Source organism: Streptomyces sp. H39-S7, from assembly GCF_027158205.1.
GTDB lineage: Bacteria > Actinomycetota > Actinomycetes > Streptomycetales > Streptomycetaceae > Actinacidiphila.
On record NZ_JAPVLU010000029.1, the window covers coordinates 25951 to 44612 of the forward strand.

Consider the following 18662-nt stretch of genomic DNA (forward strand, 5'->3'; position numbering starts at 1 on the left):
CCATGTACGGGAATCGGCTGTCTGAACGGGTGCCGGTCGGGCTTGTCCGCCCGAGGAGTCCGGCGCCGAGTGACTCACCGAGGGATGGGCGCAGACGTGACCACGCAAGGAGGCACGCCCGCCCCGCCGCCGGAACCGCAGGACGTGCCACCTGCCGGGAAAGGCGCCGAGGGCGCTGACACCCCGCCCGCCGCACCCGCGGCGCGCAAGGGGCGTCGCTGGCTGCGCGTGCTCTGCGGGTGCACCGCCGGAGTGCTGGTCCTCGGCACCGGCACCGCCTGGTTCCTCTACAAGCAGCTCGACGGGAACATCAAGACCGACTTCGCGACCGCCAACGAGCTGGAGCGCATCCAGGCGGAGCGGCCCGAACCCGGCCCGACCTCCACCGAGAACATCCTGCTCATCGGCTCCGACACCCGCGGCAACGGCAACGACGAGTACGGCAAGGACAGCGGCACCCAGCGCTCCGACACCACGATCCTGCTCCACCTGTCCGCCGACCGCAGCAGCGCCACCGCCGTCAGCATCCCGCGGGACCTGATGGCCCGTGTGCCCAGTTGCACGCAGCCGAACGGAACCATGACCCAGGAGAAGTACGTCCAGTTCAACTGGGCCTTCGAATCCGGCGGGGCGGCCTGCACGATCCGCACCGTCGAGCGGATGACCGGCATCCGCGTCGACCACCACCTGATCGTGGACTTCAACGGCTTCAAGAAGATGGTGGACGCGGTGGACGGAGTGGAGGTGTGCGTGCCGAAGGCCATCAGCGACCCGGAAGCGCATCTGAACCTCCCGGCCGGGAAGCAGACGCTGCGCGGGGAGCGCGCCCTGGGCTATGTGCGGGCCAGGTACAGCATCGGCGACGGCAGCGACACGCAGCGGATGAACCGGCAGCAGGAATTCATGGCCTCGCTGGTGAACAAGATCCGCAGCGACGGTGTGCTGCTCAACCCGACCAAGCTGTACCCGCTGCTCTCGGCGGCGACGTCGTCACTGACCGCCGACCCGGGTCTGGACTCGCTGGCCGAGCTGTACGAGCTCGTCCGCGGTCTGGAGAACACCCCGACCAGCGCGGTGCGCTTCCTGACCGCGCCGCGCCGGCCGTACCTGAACAACTCCGACCGGGACGAACTCGTCCAGCCCGAGGCCGGACAGCTCTTCGCCGCGCTCCGTGCGGACAAGCCGGTCGGGGTCTCGGGGAAGGTCGACGAGAAGCCGAAGCCCGTCACGTCCGCGACGACCGCACCGGCCACCGCACCGGCCACCGGCGAGCCGGCGGGCACCGAACCCGCGGACGCCACCGGCACCGCGGGGGACGGCAAGTCGCGGGGTACGGGGGCGACTCCGGTCCCGTCGGGAGGCGAACCGACGTTCCCGGGCACGACGGCCGACCAAGACATCTGTGGTAAAGCGCACTAAAAGGTATGACCAACTGGCCGGATGGATTGGATGGTTTGTCCAGTTGTAGGGGAGTGGAATTTGTCACGCACGTGACTAGACGCTGAAGTGGGGGGCTAGTGTGAGCGATCCGGCCGGACCGGAGGATGGCCGAACCGGCCCGCATTCACGACCAGAATCGAGCGCCCGGGGGGCAGGCGCCGCGTGGCACCGACGGAGGACCCGAGCAACCGTGGACACGCAAGGCCACAAGAACATCGACCCGGCAGATCAGTGGGTCCTTGATCCGGAAACGGGCAGCTACGTGCTGCGGATCGACCCCGAGGAACCTCCGTCACCGAGCGTGCCCGCACAGGGCGGCAGGCGTGAGCGCCGGGAGCAGCAGAGCGGCACCCGCAGTGCCCCGCCGAGCTCCCCGGAGGCGCCGAACCGCGCCAGCCGCCGCAAGGCCAAGCCCCAGAAGTCCCGCAAGAAGAAGGTCCTCGTCTGGACCGCGGCCTCGCTCGGCTTCGTGCTGGTCGCCGGGTCCATCGGCGGCTACCTGGTCTACCAGCACTTCAACAACAACATCAGCACCGTCGACGTCGGGGACGCGGGCAACAAGGACGTCACCGCCGACGGTCCGGTGAACATCCTCGTGATCGGCACCGACAGCCGTGAGGGGCTCGGCAAGGAGTACGGCGACGTGGGCAGCGTGGGCCACGCCGACACCACGATCCTGTTCCACGTGTCCAAGGACCGCACCAACGCGACCGCGTTGAGCATTCCGCGCGACCTGATGACCAACATCCCGGACTGCCCGACGAAGCAGAAGGACGGTTCGACGAAGGTCGTCCCCGGTGAGAAGAACGTCCGCTTCAACACCAGCCTCGGCCAGGCGGGCCGCGACCCCGGGTGCACGATGCGCGCGGTGAAGGCGCTGACCGGGGTGAGCGTGGACCACTTCATGATGGCCAACTTCACCGCGGTCAAGGACCTGTCGAGCGCGGTCGGCGGCGTCGACATCTGCCTGGCCAAGCCGATCAAGGACCCCGACTCGCACCTCAACCTCGGCAAGGGCCACCACAAGGTCGCGGGCGAAGAGGCGCTCGCCTTCGTACGGACCCGGCACGCGGTCGGCTTCGGCGGCGACCTGGACCGCATCAAGCTCCAGCAGCAGTTCCTGGGCTCGATGATCCGCCAGATGAAGTCCGGTGACACCCTCACCAGCCCCGGCAAGCTGTGGAAGCTGGCGAACGCGGCCACCAAGGCGCTCACCGTCGACAGCGCCATCGGCAGCATCTCGAAGCTGTCGGACCTGGCGAAGGACCTCAGCGCGGTCGACACCAAGAACATCACCTTCGCCACCGTCCCCGTCATCGACAACCCGGCGGACGGGAAGGTCCACAAGACCGTCATCCTCGCCCCGACCAAGGCCCAGCAGGTCTTCTCCATGGTGCGGAGCGACATCTCGCTCACCGAGGTGGCGAAGAAGCCGGGTGCCCCGGCCGCGTCGGGAGCCCCGGACAAGCTGTCCGGTACCAAGGCGCCGGCGTCACAGGTTCGTGTCAAGGTGTTCAACGGGAGTGGCGTGACGGGGGCCGCCCAGGCCACCATCGTCTGGCTGCAGAACAACAAGGCCGTCAACCGCTCCACCAACGGCGGCAACGCCCCGGCCGGAACGGTCGCGACGACCACGCTCGTCTACGCGCCGAACCAGGCCGACCAGGCGCGCGCCCTGGCCGCGATGATGGGGCTGCCGGCGTCCGCGCTGCAGCCGGGGACCGTGGACGCGGCGGCCAAGGCCAATATGACGCTCACCCTTGGCAAGGACTTCAAGGAAGCGGGCACACCGATAGCCGCGCCGACCACGGCGCCGGAGGGAATTCAGAAGGTCGTGGCGGACGACAAGAGCGTCTGCGCGAAATGACGTATCCAGGGGGGGCCATGCGGGACAGCGGTGTACGGGGCGGTGGGGCCCGAGATGCCTCGGGGCCGGGAGATCCCGGTTGGGACGAGAGCTTGTACCAGGAGCGGGGCCAGGGCGGGGGCCCGCACGCGGACGGCGAGTGGGGCGGGTCCGGTGACGGCACCGCCTCCCGCACGGGCTCCCATCCGAGCCCCGGCGCGGGCACCGTCACCGGCGCGGTCACCGACGCCTCGCTGGTCGGTGCCGGCACGCCCTCGGTACCCGGGCAGCGCGACGGCGGTTCCCGCGGGGGCGGCGGTCACCGCCGCGCGGGCGGCCGGCGGCAGCCGCGCAGCAGGAAGGCCCGGATATTCCGCTGGGTGGCGGGCACGCTCTCGCTGCTCATCCTCGCCGGCGCCGGCGCGGGTTACGCGTACTACGAGTACCTCGCCGGGAAGATCCGTACCGGCGACCTGAACAACGGCAAGAGCGACGTGGCGCCGTCCAAGGCGAACGCCAACGGCGACACGCCGCTCAACGTCCTGGTGCTCGGCTCCGACGCCCGCAACTCCGAGGCGAACAAGGATCTGGGCGGCGCCCGCGACACGGCGGGCGAGCCGCCCCGCGCCGACGTCATCATGCTGATGCACATATCCGCGGACCGCAGCAACATGTCCGTGGTCAGCATCCCCCGCGACACCCGGATGCCCATCCCGGAGTGCACGGACTCCGCGACCGGCAAGGTGTACAAGGCGACCGAGAGGGACATCGTCAACGAGTCGCTGGGCCGCGGCGGCGCGGGCTGCACCCGCGCGGCGATCCAGAACCTGACCGGCGTCTACATCGACCACTGGATGACCGTCGACTTCGCCGGCGTGGTGAAGATGGCCGACGCCGTCGGCGACGTCGAGGTCTGCGTCAACCAGAACATCTGGGACCGCTCGACCCCGGCGCAGAAGGGCGGCTCCGGTCTGAAGATGAAGGCGGGCACCTGGCCGGTCAAGGGCGAGCAGGCGCTGCAGTGGCTGCGCACCCGGCACGCCTTCGGCGACGACGCGGGGCGCGCCAAGGCGCAGCACATGTACCTCAACTCGATGATGCGCAGACTGCAGAGCCAGAGCCTGTTCAGCAATCCGAGCCGGCTGAACAACCTGGCGACGAAGGCGATGGAGGCGTTCCGGGTCTCGAAGGAGATCGGAACGCCGAAGAAGCTCTACGACCTCGGTATGGAGCTCAAGAGCGTGCCGGCGAACCGGATCACGATGATGACGATGCCGCACGACGCCGATCCGCAGAATCCCGCCGCCCACTACATCCCGGCCAAGACGGACGCGGCGAAGGTCTGGACGCTGCTGCGCAACGACGTCGCCATGGACGCCAACGGCACGGCGGCGAACACGCCGAAGCCCACCCCGACCAAGACGGGTCCGCCCGCCGCGGCTCCGGCGACCATCTCGGTCGGCGTGGTGAACGGCACCGCCGGCGACAAGAACGGCACGGCCGTCCAGAACCGCGCGTCCACCGTCTCCAAGGCGCTGAACACCGCCGGTTTCACGAAGGCGAAGGCGAGTCAGTCCGCGAAGCCCAGCAAGGGCACGCTCGTCAACTACCCGACGAGCGCCGGTGAGCAGGGCAGGGCCGATGCCCTGGCCGTCGCCACCGCACTGAAGATCCCGGCCACCGCGGTCAAGGCGGCGGCGGACGTGTCCGGTGTCACCGTGGTCATCGGTGCGGACTGGGCCTCGGGCACCGACTACGGCAAGACGGCTCCGGGCGCCGGTTCCGTACCGACCACAGCGGACGCGCTGAACGGCACGGACAAGCGCTGCATGGACGTCTACAAGCCCTACCAGTGGAAGTAGAGGACGTGGAGCACCGGCGAACCAGAGGCCCTGCGACGCGCGAGGACGTTCCCGCGCGGAACAACCCCGCCGAGCACGGCTGGGACGACAGCCTGTACGAACCGGACTCCGCGGGGTCCGGGTCCGCGTCCGGCTCGGATGCAGAAACGTCTCGGCAGGCGCCGGGCAGCGGCCACCGCCGCAGCGGCTCCCGGTCCCGCAAGGCGCCGAAGAGCCGCCGGCGCCGGACGCTGCGCTGGATCGGGATCGGCACCGCCGTGGCGGTCCTCGGCACGGCCGGCGCGGGGTGGGCGTACTACGAGCACCTCAACGCGAACATCAAGAAGGACGAGCTCAACCTCAGCGACGCCAAGCTCTCCAAGCCGCAGGCCAACTCCGAGGGCCAGACGCAGCTCAACATCCTGCTGATGGGCTCCGACGACCGGAACTCCGACGAGAACGTCAAGCTCGGCGGCGCCGCGGACACCCGGGGTCAGAAGCCGCGGGCCGACGTCCAGATGCTGCTGCACGTGTCCGCCGACCGCAGCAACATGACGGTCATCAGCATCCCGCGCGACACCCGGGTGCCCATCCCCAAGTGCACCGACCCGCACGACGGCACGGTCTACAAGGCGACCGAGGGCATCATCAACTCCAGCCTCCAGCACGGCGGCCCGGGCTGCACGGTCGCCACCTGGGAGCAGCTCACGGGCATCTCCATCGACCACTTCATGATGGTCGACTTCACCGGAGTGGTGAGGATGGCCGACGCCATCGGCGGGGTCCCGGTCTGCGTCGACAAGAACATCTGGGACAAGAAGTCGAAGCTCAAGCTCAAGGCCGGCACCACGACCATCAAGGACGAGCAGGCCCTGCAGTGGCTGCGCACCCGGTACGGCTTCGAGGACGGCACCGACCTCGGCCGTACGCACGCGCAGCACATGTACATGAACTCGATGATCCGCGAGCTCAAGAAGGGCGCGAAGCTCACCGACCCCGGGCAGCTCACCGATCTGGCCGAGGCGGCGACCAAGTCGGTCACCGTCGACAAGGGGCTCGGCACCGTCAAGAAGCTGTACGACCTCGGCAACGACCTGAAGAGAGTGCCCACCAACCGGATCACCATGACCACGATGCCGTGGGACTGGGACCCCAAGAACAAGGCGCACGTCATCCCGAAGCCCGGTGACGCCGACAAGCTCTTCGCGCTCGTGCGCGCGGACAATCCGGTCGACGGCAAGGCGAAGACGCCGACGCCCGGGTCGGCCGCGCCGGCCGACCCGGCGGCGCCCAAGGGCGAGATCGCCGTCACCGTGCGGAACGGCACCGCCACCGCGTCCCAGGCGGCGGTGAGCGGCCGCGCCAAGGCCGTCGTGAGCCGACTCGACGGCCTCGGCTTCACGCAGGCCGCGCCGGACACCACCCCGCAGCCCCAGGCCGACACCACGGTCAGCTACCCGAGCGACTCCCTCAAGGGCGACGCCCAGGCGGTGGCCAAGGCCCTGGGCCTGCCGGACAGCGCGGTGCGCAGCTCCAGGAGCGTGACCAAGGTGACGGTGGTCGTCGGCTCCGACTGGCGCTCGGGCACCACCTACCCGAAGTCCGCGGGCAGCTCGGGCGGTACGAGTCCGGGAACGCCGGGCAAGGCGCCTTCCTCCGCGTCCGCGCTCAACGGCGCCGACGAATCGGCGTGCATGAAGGTGAACACGTACCCGGGCGCCCACTACGTCTGGTGACCCGGGAACTGCCGGCCGGGACCCGAAGCGGTCCCGGCCCGGCAGGGCGGGATCAGACCGCGGCCGTCGTCACACCGGGACGCCGGCTGGCGATGACCTTGTTCGCGAGGGACCGCGGGCTGGTGAGGAAGCCCCAGCCCCAGCACATGTGCATGGTCGCGAGCGCGACCGGGATCCGTATCCGGGCGGCGAACGGCAGGCCCTTGCCCGCCGGGACCGATCCGATCCCGATGGCGGCGAGGTACCCGGCCGGGACCACGAAGCCGAACGGGGTGACGACCGCGCCCACCACGATGCCCGCCGCGATGGCGATGACGGCCGCCGGGGGCGCGAGGTAGCGCACGTTGACCGAGCCGCGGTGGTAGCGGGCGACGACATGGCGCCAGCGGCCGTAGTTCTTGTACTGCTTCGCCAGCTCGCGCACGTTCGGCCGGGGGCGGTAGGAGACGCGCAGCTCGGGCGAGAACCAGATGAGGTGGCCCGCCTCGCGGATCCGGTAGTTCAGCTCCCAGTCCTGGGCGCGGATGAATTCCTCGTTGTAGCCGCCCTGCTGCTCCAGCACCTCGCGGCGGAAGACGCCGAGGTAGACGGTGTCGGCCGGGGCCGCGACACCGCCGGTGTGGAAGGCCGCGTTGCCGACGCCGACCTTGGACGTCATGGCGGCGGCCACGGCGTCCTCCCAGGCGTTCTCGCCCTCGGCGTGCATGATGCCGCCGACGTTGGCCGCGCCGGTTTCGGCCAGCAGCCGGACGGCGGTGGCGATGTAGTCCGGTGAGAGCATCCCGTGCCCGTCGACGCGGACCACGACCGGGTGGCGGGACGCCTTGATCGCGGCGTTCAGCGCGGCGGGGGTGCGGCCGGTCGGGTTGGGCACGGTGTGGACCCGGGGGTCCTCCGCGACCAGCTCGGCGGCGATCTCGTCCGTACGGTCGGTGGAGGGGCCGAGTGCGATGACGACCTCGAGCTCACCTGGGTACTCCTGCTCCAGGATGTGCCGTACGGAGTCGCGCAGGTGACGTTCCTCGTTGAGCACCGGCATGATCACGGAGACAGCGGGGGCGGTGGGGTCGTTGGCAGCGTTCATCGCGGGAAACGTTACCGCGAATGGGGGACACCGGCGTGTGGGCAGCTTTGAATACTGTCCGATTTGTCTAGTCTGATCGGATCCCTTGTTCCCCCGCGGAGGTGCGCCCCGATGACGGTTCCGCCCGCTCGACCGCCCGCCACCCCGCCCCGCAGGCCCCGGCCCCCGCTGGATTCCGCCCGCCGGACGAGCAGGGGCCCCGGCCCGTCCGGGAAGCAGCCCGGGAAGCGGCCCGGACGGCAGAACGGAAAGCAGTACGGAAAACAGCCCGGTGGGCAGGACGGCCGGCAGCCGGTGCGCTGGAGCATGCGGATCGCCGGCGGCCTGGCGCTGGCGATCATCACGACCAGCGGCATCGGCCACGCCGTGGTCAGCGGGGTGGGCGACGACATCGGCCGGGTGGACGCGTTCGGCGGGATGCGGGACCGCCCCGGCAGCACCACGGGCGTCAACTTCCTGCTGGTCGGCACCGACGGCCGCGACGGGCTGGACCCGGACGACAAGGAGCGCTACCACCTCGGCGGAGCGCCCTGCCACTGCACCGACACGATCATGCTGGTGCACCTGTCGGCCGACCGCTCCCGGGTGAGCGTCGTCAGCATCCCGCGCGACAGCTACGTCATGCTGCCGCCGCACGACGAGGCGTCCAGCGGTGCCCGGCACGTCAGCCACGCCGCGAAGATCAACGCGGCGTACGCGGACGGCGGCCCCCGGCTCACCGTCGCCACCGTCGAGCAGATGACCGGGGTGCACATCGACCACTACCTGGAGGTCGACTTCACCAGCTTCATGAAGACGGTGGACGTCGTCGGCGGCGTCCAGATCTGCACCGTCCGCCCGCTGAAGGACTCGTACACCGGCCTCGACCTGCCGGTCGGCGCCTCCACGCTGAACGGCGGCGAGGCCCTGCAGTACGTCCGCTCCCGGCACCTCGACGGCGCCTCGGACCTGGGCCGGATGCAGCGCCAGCAGCGCTTCCTCGCGGAGATCATCCACAAGGTCACCAGTGGCGGCCTGCTCACCGACCCGGTGAAGCTCAGCCGGATCGCCTCCACCGTGCTGGGGTCGGTCCGCGCCGACCAGGACCTCACGCCCCGGGACCTGATCGCGCTGGCCCAGGGTCTGCGCGGCTTCTCCCCCGGCTCGTCGGAGTTCACCTCGGTGCCGATCGGCGACATGGGCTTCCAGGTCAAGGGCATCGGCTCGACGGTGAAGTGGGACGACGCCAAGGCCGGCAAGCTCTGGGCGGCGATCCGCGCGGACCAGCCGCTGGCCGCCCACGTCCCGGCCAGGGCCGCCGCCAAGCGCCGGCACTCGCAGGTCGAGGTCGACGTCGATCCGCGGTCGGTGCGGGTGCAGATCGAGAACGGGACGACCGTCACCGGCCTCGGCGACCGGGTGGACAGGGCGCTGCGCGCCACCGGCTTCGCCACCACCGGCACCGCCGCCAACGCGACCGTGCACAACGCGTCGCACACCGTCATCCGCTTCGACCCGCGGTGGGACCGCTCGGCGAAGTCCCTGGCGGCCGCTCTGCCGGGGGCGGAGCTGGTGCCGGTTCCCGGGCAGGGGCCGCTGATGAAGGTGACCGTCGGCGCCGGCTTCAAGGGCGTCACGCCGATCCGGGCGCAGGACCCGGCGCCCACCCGGAGCGCCGGGCCGGGCGCGGTGACCGGCGACGAGGTGGTGTGCCCCTGAGTGCCCCTGAACGGCCGCCCGGTGAGCGGAGGCGTCGGTGATCGGGGGCGGTGTGATCGGAGGCGCCGTGCTCAGTCGTCGAATCCCTCGGCGGCACGCTTCTCGCGCAGTTCCTTGATGGCCTCGCGCCGGGCGAGCCGGTGCATCCGGCGGATCTGGGCCTCCTGGTAGCGCCGCTTGTCCGTCTCGGTCTCCGGGATCACCGGCGGGACCGGCCGGGTCCTGCCGTTCTCGTCGACCGCGGCGAACACGAGGTAGGCGCTGCCGACCTGGGTCGCGGGGGTGGACTCGTTCCACCGCTCGGCCATGACGCGCACGCCGATCTCCATGGACGAGCGCCCGGTCCAGTTGCACTGGGCGCGCACGTGGACGAGGTCACCGACCCGCACCGGCTCCAGGAAGACCATCTCGTCCATCGACGCGGTGACCGCCGGGCCGCCCGAGTGCCGGCCGGCGACGGCGCCCGCCGCGTCGTCGACGAGTTTCATGATCACACCACCGTGAACGGTGCCGAGCAGATTGGTGTCGTGCGCCGTCATGATGTGCGACAGCGTCGTGCGGGCTGCCGCGGTCGGCTTGCCCGCAAGCTCGGCCTCCGGGGTACTGCCGAGATCGGTGGTCATGCGTCCACCATAAGCCGGGCCCGGCGGACGCTCCTCCCCGGCACCGCTCCCTCAGGCGCGCGGTGCCGTCAGCCGCACGGGAAGCTCGCGCAGGCTGTTGACCAGGATCGACGGGGTGTTCTCCAGCTGCTCCTCGGGCACCGCCAGGGCGAGGTCGGGGAACCGCTCGAAGAGCGCGGGCAGCGCGACCAGAGCCTCCAGCCGCCCCAGCGGTGCGCCGGGGCAGACGTGCGGGCCGTAGCCGAACGAGAGGTGCCGGGCCGCGTCGCGGGTGATGTCGAACGCCTCGGCCGTCGGCCCGTGCTGCGCCTCGTCCCGGCCGATGGCGCCGTAGGAGATCATCACCGCGTCGCCCTCCTTGATGACCACGTCGCCCGTCGGGATGTCCTCGGTGGCGTACCGGAACAGGAAGTTGGTGGTCGGCGGCGACCAGCGCAGCGTCTCCTCGACCACCGCCGACCAGGAAGCGCCCCCCGAGCGGACGAGCGCCAGCTGGTCGGGGTGGGTGAGCAGCCCGCGCACCGCGCTGACCATCAGATTGATGGTCGTCTCGTGACCTGCGGCGATCATCACCAGAAGGGTGCCGATCAGCTCCTCGTCGGACAGCCGGTCGCCGCCCTCGGTGGCGGCGAGCAGCGCGCTGGTGAGGTCGTCGCCCGGCCGCCGCTTCTTCTCCGCCACGACGCCGGCGAAGAACGCGAACAGCTCGCCCATCGCCGCCCGGACCTCGTCGGCGCGGCTGACGCTGCTGAAGAAGGTGTCGTACAGCGCGCGCAACCGGGTGTCCTCGGCGGCCTCGACGCCCATCAGCTCACTGATGACGCGCATCGGCAGCTTGAACGCGAACACGGACTTGAAGTCGACGACGGCGCCGCCCGCGCCCGCCGCCTCGAGCTCGTCGAGGATCGAGCGGGTGATCTCCTCGATACGCGGTCGCAGCCGCTCCATCCGGCGCGGGGTGAGCGCCTGCGCGGTGAGCAGGCGCTGCCGCTTGTGTTCGTCCCCGTCGGCGGTGACCATGCTCGTGCCGGGGGCGACCAGACCGATCAGCGGCCACGTCGAGGGGATCTCCCCCCGCGTCCAGGCGCCCCAGCGGTTGATGTCCTTCACGAGGCGGGGGTCGGTGAGCAGCCGGCGGGCTTCGGCGTGGCGGGTGACGGCCCAGCACTCGACGCCGCCCGGCACCTCGATCTCGATCACCGGGCCGGCCTGCCGCAGCCGGGCACCCTCCCCCACAAGATCGCGTACGAGGGGGTCGAGGGCGATGCGACCGTGGTCGACAGGGCAGGTCATGGTGGCCTCCAAGGGAATAACAGAAGCTGACCGTTCCGGCCGCCTCCTTGTCAATGGCCTTCCTATGTACGGCATTTGGAGTCACCTACTTGTGATGCTCCAGCCCCGCGGAAGCCGGGAGCCGGGGCCGGGACCGAGGTCCCGCGGCACCCTTGGAACGCCCGTGTAGCTCCGCCGTTGCCTCAAGGCGCCAACGAACTTTCACAATCGGTCATTTGGCGGCGCTACAGTGCGGCAACCGAAAGCCGAGGACGGGGAGGGGGACAGCGCATGCCGCGGAACCGCGCGGTGACCGACGGGGAGCAGCCCTTGGGCCACCCGTTGAGCTGGATACGCGCGGAGCGCGGCTGGACGTACCAGGACGTGGTCGACATCGTGGCCCGCCGGGTCGGCAACATGTCCGCGCGCCGGGAGAAGGCGTGGCGCTGGGAGCACCGGGGCGTCGTCCCCGACCTGGAGACCCAGCAGGCCCTCGCGAGCGAACTCGGCGTTCCGCACGCCCTGTTGTCCTCCTCCCCCTGGCCCGGCTGGCTGCCGGCGGGCGACCGTACGACGGCGCGCGTCGCCTGGACGCCGCAGGACTGCGTGGCCGCGCTCGACGCGACGGCCGGCGCCGCGCTGCACGACCGGCGCGGGTTCATGGTCGCGGGCGCGGGCAGCGCCGCGGCGGCGGCCCAGCGGTGGCTCGCGCTGGCACCCCTGGCGTGGCCGACGCCCGCGACCGTGCCGACGCCGGCGACCACGCCGGTGCCCCCGCTCGTAGCCGTGTCAGGACCTGCGTCAGGTTCTGTGCCAGGACCCGTGTCAGGTCCTGCGTCAGGTTCTGTGCCAGGACCCGTGTCAGGTTCTGTGTCAGGACCCGTGTCAGGACCCGTTCCCGTGCCCGTCTCCGTGCCCGCGCAGCGCACGGGTCCGTCCCCGGTGCCCGGCGCTCCCGCCCCGGACTGCGTCCCGACCGTCCCGACCGTGCTGCCGGCCGTGCTCGCCGCCCTGGAGGAGCGGGTGCCAGCGCTGCGCCGGATGGAGGCCGCGCTGGGCGGCGGACCGGTCCGCGCGGTGGCCGACGCCGAGCTGCGCCTCGTCACCGATCTGCTGGCCAGGGGTCCCGCCGCGCGGCCGGGGCCGGCCGCGGCCGAGCTCCCGGCGCGGCGGCTGTTCGCGCTCGCGGGCGAGCTGGCGTGCCTCGCGGGGCGCGCCTGCTACGACACCGGTCACGAGGCGGCCGCCGAGCGGTATCTCAGCGCCGCGCTCTCGGCCGCCCACGCGGCCGGCGACCGGCCGCTCGGAGCACGGGTCCTCGCCGCCATCAGCCTGCAGTGCCTGAGCGCCGGGCGCCCGCAGGAGGCGCTGGCCGTCGCCAGGGCAGCCCGCGCCGGCCTCGCCCGGGAGGCGGCGGGTGACGGCCGCGCCAGCTCGGCGCCGGCCTCCGAGGACGTCCCCGCGTCCGTGCGCCATGCCTCGGCGCTGCTCATGGCCCGGCAGGCACGGGCCCACGCCGTGCTGGGGCAGGCCGACGTGAGCCGGCGGCTGCTCGCCGCGGCGGGCGCCATCCTGACCCCCGACGCGCGTGGCAACGCCGGCCACCGCGCCGACTACTGCGCCGAGGCCGCGGCCTGCGAGCTGGCGCTGGGCCGGGCCGCCGCGGCCGACCACTGGCTCCGGCGGACCCTCGCGGCGCTGCCCGAGAGCCGGGCCCGCGACCGGGCCGGCACCCTGGTCCTGCGGGCCGTGGCCGCGCTCGACCAGGGGGCCGTGGAACGGGCCCGTACCCTGGCCATCGACGCCGGGCGCGCCGTCGAGGGCATCGACTCCCCCCGGGTGCACCGGGCCCTGGAGGCACTGTGGGAGCGGCTTCACGGCCGCTCCGAGCGGCAGGGCGGGGGCCGCGAGGCCCCTGGCCGGGACCTCGCGATGACCGCCCCGTGACAACGGCGCGGAAATGCATCGGGTCTGCCACAGAACCGCCCGCGATTGCCGATAGGCGGCCTCCAGCGGGCACACTTTGCCTATGAGCGGATGGACCAACGAAGCAGAGCAGCGGCGCGGCGCCGAGCCGCCGCTGCCCCCCGAGCTGTCGCCGCGCCGAGCGGCGGCCGCGGGCGGGGTTCCCCCGCAGCCTTCGCGGGGCGGCGGGTCCGGCGGCGGCGACTACGGGCCGCCCAGCACCGGCGGCGGTCGCGGCCGGGGTCCCGGCCGCCGGCCCCGCAGCCGTGCCCGCATCGTGAAGTTCACGCTGCTGGGTCTGGTCGCGGCGCTGCTGATCGTCTCCGTGAGCACCTACTTCTGGGCCGACGGCAAGGTGCGCCGCGAGGTGGACCTCAGCAAGGTCGAGGACCGGCCGTCGGGCGGCGAGGGGACGAACTACCTCATCGTCGGCTCCGACAGCCGTGAGGGCCTCTCCAAGGAGCAGGAGCAGGACCTGCACACCGGCGCCGCCGAGGGCAAGCGCACCGACTCGATGATGGTGCTGCACGTCGGTGACAACGGGAACACCATGCTCAGCTTCCCGCGTGACTCGTACGTCACCATCCCGGCCTTCACCGGCCAGAAGTCCGGCAAGCGCTACCCCGCGAGCACGCACAAGCTGAACCAGGCGTACTCGGACGGCGGCCCCGAGCTGCTCACCCGGACCATCGAGTACAACACCGGTCTGCACATCGACCACTACGCCGAGATCGGCTTCTCCGGCTTCGTGAACCTCGTGGACGCGCTCGGCGGGGTCGACATGTGCCTCGACAAGCCGCTCAAGGACAAGGCGTCGGGTGCGGACTTCCCGGCCGGCTGCCAGACGCTGGACGGCAAGCAGGGTCTCGCCTTCGTGCGGCAGCGCCACCAGGAGGCCGACCAGGACCTGGGCCGGATGCGCAACCAGCAGAAGTTCCTGTCGTCGCTCGCCCACCAGGCGGCCTCGCCGGCCACTGTGCTGAACCCGTTCACGCTCTACCCGGTGATCGGCTCCGGCCTCGACACCCTCATCGTCGACAAGGACATGAGCCTGTGGAACATCGCCTCGATGTTCTGGGCGATGAAGGGCGTGACCGGTGGCGACGGGAAGTCGATGACCGTGCCGATCTCCACCGCGAACCTGCAGACGCGCAATGACGGCGTCGCGGTGAAGTGGGACTCGGCGAAGTCGAAGCAGCTCTTCGCCCAGCTGAAGAACGACGAGACGGTCACCGTCACCTCCAAGTGAGGCTGCGCGGCCGACCGGCCGGATCCGCCGGTCCTCAGCGGATTCTTTGAGCTCCCTTTGACAGTCATATCAAAGTAACTTCACACTGACCTCTCAGGAATTGACCAGCAGGCCGCGGCGTCGCAGACCACGCACGGCGATCTCGATGGGATGTCATGGGAGCCGTACGAAGGCGCCAGGGTTCGTACCGCTGGTCACGGGGCACGGTCGCCGAACTCTTCTCCGGGCGGAACAACAGCCTGGGCCTGCTAAGGCTGTTGCTGTCGGTCTCGGTCCTCGTCTCGCACTCCCTGATCCTGGGGTTCGGCTACAAGGAACCCCTGTGGCGGTTCTCCCAGGGCCAGACCACCCTCGGCAACGTGGCCGTCTTCGGCTTCTTCGTCCTGTCCGGGATATTGGTGACCCGCAGCGGCAGCCGGCTGACGATCGGCCGGTTCATCTGGCACCGCGCCCTGCGCCTGCTGCCCGGCCTGTGGGCCTGTCTGCTCGTCACCGCCCTGCTGGTGGCGCCCTTCCTGTTCTGGCGGCAGCACGGCGACCTGAACGGCTTCTGGGGCCACCCGCACGGGCCGCTGCACTACCTCCACCGCAACTGGGGCGCGGGTTCACGGGAGTACCCCATATCCGGCGTGATGGAGACCGCGAAGGCCCACGGCCTCGCGTACAACACCGCCTTCAACGGCGCACTGTGGTCCCTCAAGCTGGAAATATTCTGCTACCTGGGGGTGGCCGTACTCGTCCTGACCGGATCGGTGCTGCGGTCGCGCCGGGTCGTGGTGGCCGTGGCCCTCGTCCTGGGCTGGCTGGTCGTCGCCGACGCGCTGAAGCACCCGCTGCGGGACGGCGCCCCGCACGCGCCCCACGGCGGGAACCTCAACCTCCCGCTGCTGGGCGGCCTGAGCATGAACTGGCTGGTCTACCTCGGCCTCGCGTTCGCGATCGGCGCCCTGTTCGAGCTCTACAAGGAGTACGTGCCCGTCAGCGACCCGCTCGGTGCGCTCTCCGCCGTCGTCATGGTCGGCACCATGCACTACGGCGCCTTCTACGCGCTCGGGGTACCGGCCTTCGCCTACCTGCTGCTGTGGCTGGCGATCCGGCTGCCCAAGCCCTTCCAGCGGGTCGGACGCAAGCACGACTACTCGTACGGCATCTACATCTACGGCTTCGTGGTGGAACAGGCGCTGGCCGCGCTCGGCGGCGCCCGCTGGGGACTGCCCGCCTATCTGGGCGTCTCCATGGCCGGCACCCTCGTGGCGGCCATGATCTCCTGGCACCTGGTGGAGCACCCGGCCCTGGGCCTGAAGGACCTGCGGTCCAAGCACCAGAAGCCGTCGATCCCCGCACAGGCGACAGCCGAGCGGGAGACCGACGCGGGCGTCCTGACGGGCGCGGAGCGTTAGAGAACGACCTACGCGAAAGCCCCGGACGGGAATCCGTCCGGGGCTTTCGCGTAGGTGGTGCGGGTTACTTCGGCAGGTTGCGCGCCATCACGATGCGCTGGACCTGGTTGGTGCCCTCATAGATCTGGGTGATCTTGGCGTCGCGCATCATGCGCTCGACCGGGTAGTCACGCGTGTAGCCGTAGCCGCCGAGCAGCTGGATGGCGTCGAGGGTGACCTCCATCGCGACGTCCGAGGCGTAGCACTTGGCGGCGGCACCGAAGAACGTCAGGTCCTCGTCCTTGGCACCGCCCGAGGTGCGCTCGGACTTGGCGGCGGCCGCGTACGTCAACTGGCGGGCGGCCTCCAGCTTCATGGCCATGTCGGCCAGCATGAACTGCACGCCCTGGAACTCCGCGATGGCCTTGCCGAACTGCTTGCGCTCCTGGACGTACCCCTTGGCGTAGTCCAGGGCGCCCTGCGCGATACCGATCGCCTGGGCGGCGATGGTGACGCGGGTGTGGTCCAGGGTCTGCATCGCCGTGGCGAATCCGGTGCCCTCGGCGCCGATCATGCGGTCGGCGGGGATGCGCACGTTGTCGAGGTAGACCTCGCGGGTCGGCGAGCCCTTGATGCCGAGCTTCTTCTCCGGGGCGCCGAAGGAGACGCCCTCGTCTGACTTCTCGACGACGAAGGCGCTGATGCCCTTCGAGCGCTTCTCGGGGTCGGTGACGGCCATCACCGTGTAGTACTCGCTGACGCCCGCGTTGGTGATCCAGCGCTTCACGCCGTTGAGGACGTAGAAGTCGCCGTCCCGCACCGCGCGGGTCTTCATGCCCGCCGCGTCGGAGCCCGCCTCGGGCTCCGACAGCGCGTACGAGAACATCGCGTCGCCCTTGGCCAGCGGGCCGAGGTACTTCGCCTTGAGCGCCTCGGAGCCGGACAGGATCACCGGGAGCGAGCCGAGCTTGTTCACGGCCGGAATGAGGGAGGAGGACGCGCAGACGCGGGCCACCTCCTCGATCACGATCACGGTGGCGAGGGCGTCCGCGCCCGCGCCGCCGTACTCCTCGGGGACGTGCACGGCGTGCAGGTCCGCCGCGACGAGCGCGTCGAGGGCCTCCTGCGGGAAGCGGCCCTCTTCGTCGACCTCGGTCGCGAATGGAGCGATCTTCGCCTCGGCGAGCGAACGGACCGAGTCGCGGAGCATGTCGTGCTCCTCGGACGTCCGGTAGAGGTCGAAATCGGAAGAACCGGCCAAGGCTGTCTCACTCCCCGAGTGCTAACTACCGTTAAGTAACCCTACGATCGTAGGCCGGATCCGGCCGATCGGCCCGTCCGGCCCACGTGAGCTTCACGACACCTTGGTGCCCAGCTTGTCCAGGGTGTTGGACGCGACGTAGTCCGCCATCGTGTCGTTCCGCATGGCCTCCCACAGGGCCGCCGTGCCGTTGGCGTCCAACAGGACCACCGACTGCCCCTTGATCATGTCGAAACCGGCCACGGGCGCGTTCATGAACGCCATGTCCGAGGACCTGACGTCCTTCATGCCCCAGATCAGATCCCGCAGCTCGCCGTTGGAGAGCGAGTCGTCGACGCTCACCGAGTTCGTCACCTCGTCCAGCATCCGCTTCGCCTTGAGCGGGTTGCTGAGGGTGCCCCCCGACAGCACCTTGGCCAGCACCGCGCGCAGGAAGTTCTGCTGCCGGTGGGTGCGGTCCAGGTCGCCGCGCGGCAGGCCGTACCGCTCCCGTACGTAGTCCAGCGCCTCCTCCCCGTTCATGTGGTGGCTGCCCGCGTCCCACATCCCCGTGCCGTTGCGGCGCGAGACGGTCTTGTCGACGGTGATGTCCACCCCGCCGACGGCGTCGGTCAGCTTCTTGAAGCCGCTCCAGTCGACGACCGCCAGATGGTCGATCTTCACCTTGGAGAGCCGCTGGACCGTGTCGATCAGCAGCGGGGGGCCGCCCCACGAGAAGGCCGCGTTCAGCTTGGCGCTGCCGTGGCCCGGGATCGGCACCCAGGAGTCACGGGGCAGCGACACCACATACGCGTGCTTCCCGTCGGCCGGCAGGTGCACCAGCATCATCGTGTCGCTGCGCTGCGCACCGGGCTGCCACTCCGGCGCCTTCGCGCCCTTGCCGGTGGTCGGCAGGTCCGAGCGCGCGTCGATACCCACCAGGAGAAACGTTTGTCCTCCCTTGCTGGGCGCGGGCAGCGCCGCCTCCGGCACGTTCGTCGGGAACGCGTTCGGGATCCGGTCGACGCGACCGGTGTAATGCTCGTAGGCGTACCAGCCCGTACCGACGACCAGCAGTGCCCCGGTACACAGCAGCACCACCGCGCCGAGCAGCACCCGGCGGGTCCTGCGCCGCCGCCGGGCCTGGCGGACCTGCGTCTCCGGATCCTCCGCTCCCCCGGGAACCAGATCCCCGGCCTCTTCCGGCTCGGCCCCTTCGACCTGCCGTTCCGCCCCCTCGTCCTGCTGACCCACTGCGGACTCCTCCACCTTGGAGAGGCCCTTCTCGG

The 18662-nt window shown here is 70.8% G+C and carries 13 protein-coding genes; 8 read left to right on the forward strand and 5 right to left on the reverse strand.

Annotation, left to right across the window (positions count from 1 at the left end):
• The first annotated feature begins 96 nt into the window (after positions 1-96).
• The 4 genes from O3X23_RS26165 (at position 97) to O3X23_RS26180 (ending at position 6863) form a co-directional block, all read left to right on the forward strand.
• Positions 97-1419, forward strand: coding sequence for an LCP family protein (locus tag O3X23_RS26165; RefSeq protein WP_443047978.1), 1323 nt, complete (start codon positions 97-99; stop codon positions 1417-1419).
• 211 nt (positions 1420-1630) lie between these two features.
• The gene (locus tag O3X23_RS26170) at positions 1631-3307 is read left to right on the forward strand and encodes an LCP family protein (RefSeq protein ID WP_269274006.1); all 1677 of its coding nucleotides are present in this window, start codon (positions 1631-1633) and stop codon (positions 3305-3307) included.
• Positions 3308-3324: 17 nt separating this feature from the next.
• The gene (locus O3X23_RS26175) at positions 3325-5148 is read left to right on the forward strand and encodes an LCP family protein (RefSeq protein WP_443047979.1); all 1824 of its coding nucleotides are present in this window, start codon (positions 3325-3327) and stop codon (positions 5146-5148) included.
• A gap of 5 nt (positions 5149-5153) precedes the next feature.
• Positions 5154-6863 carry an LCP family protein gene (locus O3X23_RS26180; protein WP_269274008.1) on the forward strand — a complete coding sequence of 570 codons (1710 nt, stop codon included), beginning with the start codon at positions 5154-5156 and terminating at the stop codon, positions 6861-6863.
• A gap of 52 nt (positions 6864-6915) precedes the next feature.
• Here the strand turns inward: O3X23_RS26180 and O3X23_RS26185 are convergent, their stop codons facing one another.
• Positions 6916-7947, reverse strand: coding sequence for a glycosyltransferase family 2 protein (locus O3X23_RS26185; protein WP_269274009.1), 1032 nt, complete (start codon positions 7945-7947; stop codon positions 6916-6918).
• Positions 7948-8058: 111 nt separating this feature from the next.
• On the opposite strand from O3X23_RS26185, the gene O3X23_RS26190 reads away from it, so the two are divergent.
• Complete coding sequence (locus O3X23_RS26190; RefSeq protein ID WP_269274010.1) at positions 8059-9645, forward strand: LCP family protein; 1587 nt, start codon at positions 8059-8061, stop codon at positions 9643-9645.
• A 71-nt stretch (positions 9646-9716) separates the two neighbouring features.
• Here O3X23_RS26190 and O3X23_RS26195 read toward each other — a convergent pair whose 3' ends face one another.
• Together O3X23_RS26195 and O3X23_RS26200 are read right to left on the reverse strand one after the other, a co-directional pair.
• Complete coding sequence (locus tag O3X23_RS26195; RefSeq protein WP_269274011.1) at positions 9717-10268, reverse strand: acyl-CoA thioesterase; 552 nt, start codon at positions 10266-10268, stop codon at positions 9717-9719.
• A 51-nt stretch (positions 10269-10319) separates the two neighbouring features.
• Positions 10320-11561, reverse strand: coding sequence for a cytochrome P450 family protein (locus O3X23_RS26200; protein ID WP_269274012.1), 1242 nt, complete (start codon positions 11559-11561; stop codon positions 10320-10322).
• Between the two features lie 270 nt (positions 11562-11831).
• Between O3X23_RS26200 and O3X23_RS26205 the strand changes: the two genes are divergently transcribed.
• From O3X23_RS26205 to O3X23_RS26215, 3 genes are all read left to right on the forward strand, one after another.
• Positions 11832-13487: a hypothetical protein gene (locus O3X23_RS26205; RefSeq protein ID WP_269274013.1), complete on the forward strand. Its 1656-nt coding sequence runs from the start codon at positions 11832-11834 to the stop codon at positions 13485-13487.
• A gap of 82 nt (positions 13488-13569) precedes the next feature.
• A complete protein-coding gene (locus O3X23_RS26210) occupies positions 13570-14754 on the forward strand; it encodes an LCP family protein (protein WP_269274014.1) in 1185 nt (394 codons plus the stop codon).
• A gap of 155 nt (positions 14755-14909) precedes the next feature.
• The gene (locus tag O3X23_RS26215; RefSeq protein WP_269274015.1) at positions 14910-16154 is read left to right on the forward strand and encodes an acyltransferase family protein; all 1245 of its coding nucleotides are present in this window, start codon (positions 14910-14912) and stop codon (positions 16152-16154) included.
• A 64-nt stretch (positions 16155-16218) separates the two neighbouring features.
• On the opposite strand, the gene O3X23_RS26220 is transcribed toward O3X23_RS26215, so the two are convergent.
• Both O3X23_RS26220 and O3X23_RS26225 read right to left on the reverse strand, forming a co-directional pair.
• The gene (locus O3X23_RS26220; RefSeq protein WP_269274016.1) at positions 16219-17394 is read right to left on the reverse strand and encodes an acyl-CoA dehydrogenase family protein; all 1176 of its coding nucleotides are present in this window, start codon (positions 17392-17394) and stop codon (positions 16219-16221) included.
• Positions 17395-17487: 93 nt separating this feature from the next.
• Positions 17488-18627, reverse strand: a complete 1140-nt coding sequence (locus O3X23_RS26225) for an LCP family protein (RefSeq protein ID WP_269274017.1) — start codon at positions 18625-18627, stop codon at positions 17488-17490.
• Positions 18628-18662: the final 35 nt, after the last annotated feature.

Coding starts and splice junctions, on each gene's coding strand:
- O3X23_RS26175 (WP_443047979.1), top strand. CDS start 3,325: ATGCGGGACAGCGGTGTACGGGGCGGTGGGGCCCGAGATGCCTCGGGG.
- O3X23_RS26185 (WP_269274009.1), bottom strand. CDS start 7,947: ATGAACGCTGCCAACGACCCCACCGCCCCCGCTGTCTCCGTGATCATG.
- O3X23_RS26190 (WP_269274010.1), top strand. CDS start 8,059: ATGACGGTTCCGCCCGCTCGACCGCCCGCCACCCCGCCCCGCAGGCCC.
- O3X23_RS26195 (WP_269274011.1), bottom strand. CDS start 10,268: ATGACCACCGATCTCGGCAGTACCCCGGAGGCCGAGCTTGCGGGCAAG.
- O3X23_RS26200 (WP_269274012.1), bottom strand. CDS start 11,561: ATGACCTGCCCTGTCGACCACGGTCGCATCGCCCTCGACCCCCTCGTA.
- O3X23_RS26205 (WP_269274013.1), top strand. CDS start 11,832: ATGCCGCGGAACCGCGCGGTGACCGACGGGGAGCAGCCCTTGGGCCAC.
- O3X23_RS26210 (WP_269274014.1), top strand. CDS start 13,570: ATGAGCGGATGGACCAACGAAGCAGAGCAGCGGCGCGGCGCCGAGCCG.
- O3X23_RS26215 (WP_269274015.1), top strand. CDS start 14,910: ATGGGAGCCGTACGAAGGCGCCAGGGTTCGTACCGCTGGTCACGGGGC.